The 10377-nt window shown below is 64.7% G+C and carries 8 protein-coding genes; 4 read left to right on the top strand and 4 right to left on the bottom strand.

Features of this window, described 5'->3' with window-relative positions; all coding sequences use genetic code 11:
* Positions 1-34 precede the first annotated feature (34 nt).
* Entirely contained in the window at positions 35-949 is a 915-nt protein-coding gene (locus ACUN0E_RS13915) for an ABC transporter ATP-binding protein (protein ID WP_445566957.1), read from the top strand.
* Between the two features lie 28 nt (positions 950-977).
* Here ACUN0E_RS13915 and ACUN0E_RS13910 read toward each other — a convergent pair whose 3' ends face one another.
* Together ACUN0E_RS13910 and ACUN0E_RS13905 are read right to left on the bottom strand one after the other, a co-directional pair.
* Positions 978-2474, bottom strand: a complete 1497-nt coding sequence (locus ACUN0E_RS13910) for a M81 family metallopeptidase (protein ID WP_445566956.1) — start codon at positions 2472-2474, stop codon at positions 978-980.
* Positions 2475-2640: 166 nt separating this feature from the next.
* Complete coding sequence (locus ACUN0E_RS13905; protein WP_445566955.1) at positions 2641-3948, bottom strand: MFS transporter; 1308 nt, start codon at positions 3946-3948, stop codon at positions 2641-2643.
* Between the two features lie 233 nt (positions 3949-4181).
* Between ACUN0E_RS13905 and ACUN0E_RS13900 the strand changes: the two genes are divergently transcribed.
* The 3 genes from ACUN0E_RS13900 (at position 4182) to ACUN0E_RS13890 (ending at position 7476) form a co-directional block, all read left to right on the top strand.
* Entirely contained in the window at positions 4182-5105 is a 924-nt protein-coding gene (locus tag ACUN0E_RS13900; protein ID WP_445566954.1) for a LysR family transcriptional regulator, read from the top strand.
* 128 nt (positions 5106-5233) lie between these two features.
* A complete protein-coding gene (locus ACUN0E_RS13895; RefSeq protein WP_408224927.1) occupies positions 5234-5911 on the top strand; it encodes a heavy metal response regulator transcription factor in 678 nt (225 codons plus the stop codon).
* Positions 5911-7476 carry a heavy metal sensor histidine kinase gene (locus ACUN0E_RS13890; RefSeq protein WP_445566953.1) on the top strand — a complete coding sequence of 522 codons (1566 nt, stop codon included), beginning with the start codon at positions 5911-5913 and terminating at the stop codon, positions 7474-7476. The genes ACUN0E_RS13895 and ACUN0E_RS13890 overlap by 1 nt, the downstream gene beginning before the upstream one ends.
* Here the strand turns inward: ACUN0E_RS13890 and ACUN0E_RS13885 are convergent.
* A complete protein-coding gene (locus ACUN0E_RS13885) occupies positions 7457-9061 on the bottom strand; it encodes an efflux transporter outer membrane subunit (protein WP_445570436.1) in 1605 nt (534 codons plus the stop codon). The genes ACUN0E_RS13890 and ACUN0E_RS13885 overlap by 20 nt on opposite strands.
* A gap of 36 nt (positions 9062-9097) precedes the next feature.
* Complete coding sequence (locus ACUN0E_RS13880; RefSeq protein WP_445566952.1) at positions 9098-10366, bottom strand: efflux RND transporter periplasmic adaptor subunit; 1269 nt, start codon at positions 10364-10366, stop codon at positions 9098-9100.
* Between the last annotated feature and the right edge of the window lie 11 nt (positions 10367-10377).

Genomic DNA, 10377 nt, shown 5'->3' with positions numbered 1-10377 from the left:
GCAGCCCGCTGCACCGCATTCAAAGGATTCCATCATGTTAAATCCGCAACCGATTCCGTCGTACCTGATCCAGTCCGAGGCGGTGCGCGAGCGTTTCGACCGTCTGAAGTCGCGCGAAGTGATTCTGGAAGTTCGCGACCTCGACAAGCGTTTCCAGTCCGCACAGGGCGAGTGCACGGCGTTGAACGGCATCAGCTTCAAGACGCACCGGCGCGAGTTCGTCTGCGTCATCGGACCGTCGGGCTGCGGCAAGTCGACCTTGATCCGCATTCTCGCGGGCCTCGAGCGGCAGACGAGCGGCAGCGTGCTGCTCGACGGCAAGCCGGTGGAAGGGCCCGGTGCCGATCGCGGCATGGTGTTTCAGGGCTACACGTTGTTTCCGTGGCTGACGGTCAAGAAAAACGTCATGTTCGGCCTGAAGATGAACGGCCACAGCAGCATGCATGCCGAGCGCGAAGCGCTGCAATGGCTCGATCTGGTCGGCCTGACGAAGTTCGCCAACGCGTATCCGCATCAATTGTCCGGCGGGATGAAGCAGCGCGTGGCGATTGCGCGCGCGCTCGCGAACCGGCCGCGCATTTTGCTGATGGACGAGCCGTTCGGCGCGCTCGATGCGCAAACGCGCGCGAAGATGCAGACGCATTTGCTCGATATCTGGCGCAACATCGACGTCACCGTGCTGTTCATCACGCACGATCTCGATGAGGCGATTTTTCTTGCCGACCGCATCCTGGTGCTGAAGGCCAATCCCGGCGAGGTGCAGGAATTGATCGAAGTGCCGGTGCCACGTCCGCGCGACTATTCGCAGGTCACGTCAGCGGAATTTCTTGCCACCAGGGCGCGGCTCGAAACGCTGATTCATCCGCCCACAGCCGCCGCCGACGAGGAAGACGACGCCGTCAAACCCCATATGATCCGGATGGTGGACGTGGCCGACAACGTCGAGTGAAGACGGCCATTGCGCTCAGTCTGCGCACCTAGCCGGCGAACGGCGCGCCCATCGGTCGCGTGCGGATGCCGGGCGTGAGCCGCGTCCACGGCAAGTCGCCCGGATCCGCGGTCATCGGACCTGGAGCCTTGGCGACCAGCACGGCGTGCGCAATCGGCTCGAAGTCGGCCCGAAAATGCACTGAGCTCTTGTTCACGAGTATTTTCATCTGCTCCGGCTCGATGCCCGCGACCCGGTACAGATTGCGGTCGAGCATCTGCGCCTTGGTCGAACTCACGGCAATCCGCACGCCGCCGATTTTCAGGCAGGCGACGGGGCCGAGATTCACCTGCATGCCGTGCATCATCGGCCCGTCGTAGCGGCAACGGCCATCGGACAGCGCCACGACCTCGAAGCGGCCCGCGAACGGCGTGTCGCCCGGCACGTTCGAACGGCCACCCAGCGCCAGCTCGAGCGTGGCGCCCACGCCTGCCGCATGCGCTTGCGCGGCCGCTTCCGGATCCCAGATCAGGCCGAGTGCGGCGTCTTGTGCGCCTTCGGCCAGCAACGCGCGCAGCATGCCGGTCGTGTTCGAATCGGCGCCCGCGCCCGGATTGTCCTGCGTGTCCGCGATCACAATGGGTTTCTGCGCCGTGGCGGAGAGGCGCATCGCTTCAGCGACGGCAGCCTCGGGGGACAAAAATGGCACAGCCCATAACGATTCGTCGCGCAGCATGGTGTCGTAGAGCGCATCGACGGCCGCGCGCGCCGCCGCCGCGTTGTCGCCATAGCCCCAGATAACCGGGCCGCATTCGGGGAAATCGGCAGCCGGAAAGCCTGGCGCAAACGAGAGCGAGACGACCTGATCTTTTTCCAGCATGCCGAGTGCCGCGTACATCGAGCGAGCCGGCTCGAGCAGGGTGCACATGCCATTGATCGGAATCAGAAACGGCAAGCGGCGCGCGGCGCACACGAGCGGCTTGCGCTCGTCCAGCAGACGCGCAAGCAGGCGCTCCGCCCGCGCCCCCGTAGCGGCCATGTCGACGTGCGGATAGGTGCGGTAAGCGACCAACGCATCCGCGCTCGCGAGCATGCGTTCGGTCACGTTTGCGTGAAGATCGAGCGAGGCGACGATCGGCACCGACGCACCGACTTTCGCCCGCAGGCGCGCGAGCAGTTCACCTTCGCCGTCGTCCACATGCTGCGCCACCATCGCGCCGTGCAAGTCGAGATAGATGGCATCGAAACCGCCGGCGCCGGCGGCCGCGACGATCTCGCCGGCAATCCGCTCGTAGGCGTCTTCTGTGACTTGCGCGGATGGACTGGCGGCGGTCCAGATCACCGGCATCAGCGTATGTCCGTGCTGCTCGCTTGCACGGATAAAACCACCGATCGGCAGGTTGACGTCGCGCAGCGCGAGCACAGCGTCGCCGCGCGTCATGGCCGGATGGCCCTCGCCGCGCACGAAGCTGTCGTAGGTCGCGGGCGACGGCGCGAAGGTATTGGTCTCGTGCTGGAAGCCAGCAATCAGGATCTTGAATGCCAAGTTAATGCTCTCCGTTGAAGAAGCCGGCACGCAGGGTCGCGCCGGCATGTCCGTTGAGTCTGGTCCGTCAGTTCGGTCAGTCAGGTTGGTGACGGAGGTTGGTCGCTGCGTCAGTTCACTGAGTCAGTTCATTGAGTCAGTGAACTGAGTCACGCGAGTCGGCGGGTCAGGCCCGGCGAGCCTGCGCGGCGGCTGGCGAAGGCACGCGATTCGCGACCAGCAGAATCGCGCCGAGCGCCAGCAGCCCGACCATCACGTACAGCCCCGCCTGCAGGCTGCCCGTCGCCGTCTTGGCCCAACCGATGATCGTGGGGCTCAGAAAGCCGCCCAACAGGCCGATGGTGTTGATCAGCGCGATGCCGCCGGCGGCCGAATCGCCCTTCAGATAAGCGGACGGAATGGCCCAGAAGACGGTGTAGGAGACCCACATCATCGCCGTGGCGACGGTCATGAAAAGCAGCGACATCACAAGATGCCCGCTCGCCAGCGTCGCGACGGCCAGCGCCACCGCGCCGACGAGTGCCGGCACCGCACTGTGCCAACGTCGTTCGCCGTGGCGATCCGAACTGCGTCCGCCGAGATACATGCCGATCACCGCGGCAATGTAGGGAATCGTCGAATACAGGCCGATCTGCATCGTGTCGGTCACGCCGTCGGCCTTGAGAATGGTCGGCAGCCAGAAGTTGACCGTATAGATGCCGCAGATCACGCAGAAATATGCGATCGCCATCAGGTACACGCGTGGATCGCGCGCGATCTGCCCGAACGAGTGATGCGCCGCGGGCGGTGCGCCCAGCCCGCTGGCGAGCACCCGTTTGTCGTCGGCCGAGAGCCACTTCGCATCGGCGGGGCGGTCGACCAGGAAGAACCACGCGATCACACCGAGCACGATGCACGGCAGTCCTTCGACCAGAAACATCCATTGCCAGCCGGCGAGTCCATAAGCGCCCGCAAAGGCCGTCATGACCCACGTCGACAACGGGCCGCCGACCACGCCGCTAAGCGGCCCGGCGATCATCACGGTCGCGATCGCGCGCGCCATGCGGGCTTCGCCGTACCAGTAGGTCAGGTAAAAGATCATCCCCGGCGCGAAGCCGGCTTCGAATACGCCGAGCAGAAAGCGCAGGCCGTAGAACATCGGCACGTTGTGGACGAACAGCATCGACGCGGACGTGAGGCCCCACAGCACCAGAATGCGGCTGATCGTTTTGCGCGCACCCACTTTCGGCAGCAGCAGATTGCTCGGCACTTCGAACAGCACATAGCCGAGAAAAAAGATGCCTGCGCCGACGCCGTAGACCGCATCGGAAAAACCCAGATCGCTTTGCATCTGCAGTTTCGCGAAGCCGATGTTGAGCCGGTCGAGGCACGCAAACAGATAGCAGATGAGCAGGAACGGCAACAAACGCCAGTTGAGCCGGCTGTAAAGCGCCGTGGCCTCGTCGGCACTCGGATTCGATGGAATAGCGGACACGGACAGCCTCCAGGGGAACGGTTGCGAACGGCAGGTGGGGAACGACGATGTGACGAGTGGCTCGCGATTTCGCTTGATTGGGTACCGGGCCGATAGTCGGTAGCCAATAACTGGATAGCAAGAGCAACTAAAGTGCAGTATTGTTGCTCGCTGGGCAACGCTCGATGACGCATGGAATTGAGCAACGCCACAAACGCAAACACAGGCACAGGCACAGGCACAGGAGCCAGACGATGCGGGAAATCAACCAGCGCCGCTTGCGCTATTTCCATGAAGTGCTCGCCCACGGCTCGATTCGCGGCGCGGCGGACCAGCTGAACACGGCGGCTTCGGTGATTACGCGGCAAATCAGGTTGCTTGAAGAGGAGATCGGCGCGCCGCTGTTCGAGCGCCACGCGCGCGGCGTCGCGCCTACCGAAGCGGCACAGCATCTGATCGAATTCTGGCACGGCTGCCAGGCGCAGCAGGAACAGTTCGAACAGCGCTTGCAGGCGCTCCATGGGCTGCAGCAGGGGCAGATCAGGCTGGTGATCAGCGAAGGCTATATCGACGGCCTGATGGACGAGGTGCTGACCGACTTCTGTGCCCGCTATCCGAAGCTCGACGTCACGGTGGAAATGCTGCCGGTTAACGAGATCGTGAGCGAAGTCGTCGAAAGCCGTGCCCATATCGGGCTGGCGTACAACCCGCCGAGCGATCCGCACATCGAGTACCGGGCCACCTCACTGCAGCCGGTGGTGCTGCTCGTGCACGCCGGACATCCGCTGGCGGTGCGTGGTGGGCCTGTCAGCGTCGACGAAATGCTCCAGTGTCCGCTCGCGCTGATGCCGCCGGCGTTCGGTCTCGGGCAAGCCGTGCAGATGCTGGCCTTCGCCGATAACGTGCAGATCCGGCCGACGCTCACCACCAACTCGCTGACGGTGTTGAAACGCTTCGTCAAGAAGGGCGAGGGGGCGACGCTGATCGGCAGCTTCGCCGCGATGCACGAAATCGCGGCGGGCGAACTCGTTGCGTTGCCGATCGAGCATCCGCTGTTTGCCTCGGCGAAGGCCCGGATACTGGTTCGAGCGGGCCGCCCGTTGGCCACCGCCGCGGATGAACTGCTGCGCTGGATGCTGGAAAGGATGTCGATGTTCAGCGGCACGGCGGCCGGTTAAACGTGGCCTTTCTGCGAGCGGGCAGGGCCTGGCACTGTGCGCAGCCAACATTACCGGATCGTAATCATCACGCACGCCGCTTGCCGGTATGATTTGACGGTCAAGTCAAGCACAGCGGAGCACTCCCCATGCGAATCCTGGTGATCGAGGACGAGCTCAAGACAGCGGCCTATCTGAAGAAAGGCCTCGAAGAATCCGGCTGCGCGGTCGATGTCGCGAACGACGGCCCACAAGGGCTGATCCTCGCGCAGGAAGAAGAGTACGACGTGATCGTGCTCGACGTGATGCTGCCCGGCATGGATGGCTGGACCATCGTCAAGACCTTGCGCAGCACGCGTACCACGCCGGTGCTGTTCCTCACGGCCCGCGACGACGTCGACGACCGCGTGCGCGGCCTTGAACTCGGCGCGGACGATTACCTCGTCAAACCCTTCGCCTTCGTCGAATTGCTGGCCCGGGTACGTACGCTGGCGCGCCGTGGACCGCCGCGCGAAAGCGAGCTGATCAAGGTGGGCGATCTGGAAATGGACGTCAATCGGCGGCGCGTGAAACGCGGCGGCACGCGTATCGATCTCACGCCGCGCGAGTTTTCGCTGCTGCAGTTGCTGGCGCGCCGTCAGGGCGAAGTGCTGAGCCGCACGCAGATCGCGTCCTATGTGTGGGACATGAATTTCGACAGCGACACCAATGTCGTCGAAGTCGCGATCCGCCGGCTGCGCACCAAGATCGACGATAACTTTCCCGTCAAGCTGATTCACACGGTGCGCGGCGTCGGCTATGTGCTCGAATTGAAGGACGCCGCCTGATGCGTGGCCGCTCGCTCGCCGCGACGCTCGCGCTTGCCTTCGGCGTCACCACGCTCGCGGTTTTCGTGCTGGTCGGGAGTTTTCTGTATCTTGCGCTGGAAAAGCAGATCAAGGCGCAGGACGATCTCGACATCGTGCTCGCCGCACGCCACGCACGGCGGCTCGCGCAGGAACTCGATGCATCGAAAGGCATTCGCGAGCACGGCGAGCGCTTGGCCAGCACCGTGCTGGGGAATGAAGCGATGTCGATGGAAGTGTTCGGTCCCGATGGGCGTATGGCGATCGAACACAACGCCGGAGAGACCTTCCCGGCGCCAGGCGGCACGGCAGGCAGCGCTGCGTCTACAGTCTCAAATGCGCCCGATGCTTCGGTCGCACTCAATGGGGCAGGCGACACGAGCGATCCCAGCGATGCCGGCGAAACCGCTGAAGCCGGCGGCGTCGAGACGATCGCCGCGTTGCCGCCGCTCACGCGTATTGCCGCTTCGGCGCGCATTACTGAAGTGGATATCGGCGCCTGGACCGGCCGCAATGGCGCACCGATCCGCGGCATTCTTGCGGACGCGCGGCTGCACGACGGCGACACGGCGACCGTGCTGATCGCGCGCAATATGAGCGACCGCTGGCGGCTGCTCGACCGCTATCGCGACAAGCTCAACATCGCCGGCGCGGCCGGCGTGCTTCTGGCGATGTTGCTGAGCTATCTGCTGATTCGCGCGGCCATGCGGCCGCTGCGCGATATCGCGGCGAGCGCGGGGCTCGTCACGGTCAATCGTCTGAATACGCGGATTACGGTGGCGCGTGTGCCGAGCGAACTTGAAACACTGGTGGCGTCGCTGAATGCCATGCTCGAACGCGTCGATCTCGGCTTTCAGCGCCTGTCGCGTTTCACCGCCGACCTCGCGCACGATATGCGCACGCCGCTCGCCAACATGCGCGGCGCCGCCGAAGTCGCGCTCGCCCGGCCGCGTTCCGCCGACGAATATGAATCCGTGCTCGCATCGAATCTGGAAGAGTGCGATCGTCTGTCGCGAATGATCGAAAACGTGCTGTTTCTCGCGCGTGCTGAACATCCGCAGTTCGTCAAACATATGCGCGAGTTCGACGCCGTGCAGGAACTGACGCGGATTGCCGAATATTTCGAAGGTATTGCCGACGATGCGAATGTCCGGGTGCAGGTCACCGGCGCGGCGATGCTGACGGCAGATGCTGAACTGTTCCGCCGCGCCGTCAGCAATCTGCTGGCCAACGCGATCCGCTATACGCCGCGCGGCGGCGAGATCACGCTCGATGCTCGCACAACGGCTGACGAGGTGCGCGTCACCGTGTCGAACCAGGGGCAGCCGATTGCCGCCGAGCATCTCGAACGGATCTTCGACCGTTTCTATCGCATCGATCCGTCGCGCAGCGCCTTGCCTTCGTCCGGCTCGTCGCAAGGGTCCACCGGTTCGACGGGGCTCGGCCTTGCCATCGTCCGCACGATCATGGAGTTGCACGGCGGCACGGTGCACGCTGAGAGCGACGCGCAGAGTACGCGTTTCGTTCTTACGTTCCGGCGGGTTTAGGGGCGTGCTGTCCGGTGGGCGCAGTAGCAAGCGTGGTGCTGGGTTGGGCCGCTGATGGGGCGACAGACCCGGTGACGCTCGCCGCGTCCGCCCCATCCTGCGCCGCCACACCATCGTCCTGCCTGCGCCACGTCCCACCCAGCGCCTTCAACAACAACACGCTCGACTCCAACTGCCGCGCGGCGATCTGATCTGCCGTGCGCTGGTTCGTCAGCGCGATCGTCTGTGCGGTCACCACGTCGAGATAGCTGACCGCGCCCGCGTTGAAGCGGTTTGTCGTGAGCCGCAACGATAGATCCGCGGCGGTAGTCGCACGCTGCTGGCTGGCGGCTTCGTCGGTGAGCGAATGCAAGGCGGACAGATTGTCCTCGACCTGCTGGAAGGCCGCCAGCACCGATTGCCGGTAATCCGCCACCGCGCCGTCGTACTGCGCCTTCGCGCCATGCAGACTGGCCGTGCGCTTGCCGCCGTCGAACAGCGTGCCGACCAGTTGCGGGCCGAGCGACCAGAACAGACTCGGCGCGCTGAGCCAGGGCGCGAAGAAGGTGCTTTCCAGCCCCGCGCTTGCCGACAACACCAGATCGGGGAAGAACGCCGCGTGCGCCACGCCGATCTGTGCATTCGCCGACGCCACGCGCCGTTCGGCGGCGGCGATATCGGGGCGTCGTTCGAGCAACTGCGACGGCAAGCCAACGGGAATCGCCGGCGGCGTTGCAGCCGAGCCGTTCGGCGGTAGCGTGAAGGTCGAGGCCGGCTCGCCGATCAGCGTGGCAATCGCATGCTGCATCTGCGCGCGCGTCACGTCGATGTCGGTATCTTGCGTGCGCGTTGCTTCGAGTTGGGTAGTGGCCTGAGCCACAGCGGAGGCATCGATCGCGCCGTCTTTCAGTTGCTGCTGCAGGAGTTTCAAAGCGGCGGCGTAGGCGGTTACGCTGTCGTCGAGCAACTTCTTTTGCGTGTCGAGCGAGCGCAGGGAGAAATAGTCGACGGCGAGATCGGCACTCATTGACAGACGCACGGCTTCGAGATCCGCCGCGCTCGCATCGGCATCGGCTCGCGCGCCGGTCACCGTGTCGCGCACCCGGCCGAACAGATCCAGCTCCCAGCTCGCGGACACGCCGGCCGAATAATCGGGGATGGTCTTGCCTGCAAGCGAACGGTCTACGAGGTTCTGCGAGGTCCTCGAGCGGTTCTCGGCGGCACCGGCGGTGATCGTCGGGAAAAAGCCGGCGCGCTGATAATCCACCATCGAACGCGCTTGCTGGACTTGTGCAACCGCCTTGCGTACGGTCTGATTCGAGACCTCGACGCGCGCTTCGAGTTGATTCAGCACCGGATCGTTGAAGATCGTCCACCAGGGGCCGCGCGGTGCCGTGTCGGCAGGGGCGGCCTGGGCCCAGCCAGGCGCCGCGCCTGCGTACTGCGCGGGGATCCCGGCGGTGGGACGCTGGTACGGCGGCAACGTCGAGCAGGCGCTCAGCAGTGCGCCAATCAGCGTGACCGCAACGGACCGGCGCAGGAACGGACGATGCAAAGACGGGCGGCTCAAAGGCGAATCGCACAAAAGCCGCCGTGAAACAGACATTGAAGACATTCGACTCATCCTTTCGATGACTGGCGCTCAGCTATGCGCAGCTGGCGCGATCTGCACGAGTTGGCCGGTACTCAGCGAATCGCCGGGGTTGTCGATCACACGGTCGGTAGCCGCGAGGCCCGTGGTGATCTCCACATGCGTGCCGAAATCGCGGCCGATGTGCACCGTCTTGAGCGCCGCACGGCCGTCGCCGTCGACCACGGCGACCGTCACGCCATCCGGACGGAAGAGCAGGGCGCTGACGGGCAGATCGAGCGCCGGCGTGGTCGACTGCAACTGCAGATGCACCTGCGCGTAGGCGCCCGGCATCAGCGCACCGTCCTTGTTATCGACGTCGACCTCGACGCGCAGCGTGCGGCTCGACGGATCGATCGAGCCGGTGGTGCGCGCCACCTTTGCGGCGATGTGCCGCCCGGGATACTGCTGGGCGCTCAGATACACCCCGGTGTCGGGCGTGACGTACGGCGCGTCGTTCTGCGGCACGTCGACGAACACGCGCAACACGCCGGTCTGCTGGATATGAAACAGCTCACCCGACATACCTGCGGTACCGGGCGTACCGCCCGCCGTCACGAGTGCGCCGACATCGACATTGCGCGCGGTGATCGTGCCGTCGAACGGTGCGGTGATCTTTTCGTACGACACCAGTTCGGCCAGATGCGCGACATTGGCTTGCGCCGACGCCAGCATCGCGCGGCGCGCTTCCATGTCGCTGACTTTCGTATCCGCATCCTGTTGCGCGACCGATTGGGTTTTCAGCATTTCCTGCCAGCGCTGCGCGGTGGTCTTCGCGAAGTCGAAATTGGCTTGCGCGGTGGCTTCGTCGGCACGGGCCTGGCGCAGTTGTGCATCCAGATCGGGCGCGCTGATCGTGGCGAGCGTCTGGCCGTTTTTTACCTGGGCACCGATGTCGGTGTTCCAGTGCGCCAGATAGCCGCTCGTACGCGCATAGATCGACGCTTCGGCGAACGGTGTCACCGCGCCGGGCAAGAGCAACTCGTGGACGGCCGGCGCGGCGCGTGGTGTGACCACGGAAACGCTGAGGATGCTTTGCGCTTGTGTCTGTTGCGTCAACGCAGCGCTTGCGTGCAGACGAGGCACGATGCCGACGATCAGCAGCGCCGCGGCGAGGCCGGTCAATGCGAGCGGCCAGAGACGGCGGCGCGGCTTCGGGCTTGCGCTCACGTTGGCGGAGCGGGCCGCTTCGTCGGCTTTCACGGCCTCAGCGGCTCGATCAGCCTCGACGTCCGGTTGAGACCTGTCGCCGAGGTCGGGCGGAAGTGATGGATTGTTCATGAGCGAGCTCT

The sequence above is a fragment of the Paraburkholderia sp. D1E genome, from assembly GCF_052682275.1.
This window is presented reverse-complemented; position numbering and strand designations above follow the sequence as displayed.

Bases quoted from the DNA above. Each gene is read 5' to 3' on its own strand.
- ACUN0E_RS13915 (WP_445566957.1), top strand. From the start codon at position 35: ATGTTAAATCCGCAACCGATTCCGTCGTACCTGATCCAGTCCGAGGCG.
- ACUN0E_RS13900 (WP_445566954.1), top strand. From the start codon at position 4,182: ATGCGGGAAATCAACCAGCGCCGCTTGCGCTATTTCCATGAAGTGCTC.
- ACUN0E_RS13895 (WP_408224927.1), top strand. From the start codon at position 5,234: ATGCGAATCCTGGTGATCGAGGACGAGCTCAAGACAGCGGCCTATCTG.
- ACUN0E_RS13890 (WP_445566953.1), top strand. From the start codon at position 5,911: ATGCGTGGCCGCTCGCTCGCCGCGACGCTCGCGCTTGCCTTCGGCGTC.
- ACUN0E_RS13885 (WP_445570436.1), bottom strand. From the start codon at position 9,061: ATGTCTGTTTCACGGCGGCTTTTGTGCGATTCGCCTTTGAGCCGCCCG.
- ACUN0E_RS13880 (WP_445566952.1), bottom strand. From the start codon at position 10,366: ATGAACAATCCATCACTTCCGCCCGACCTCGGCGACAGGTCTCAACCG.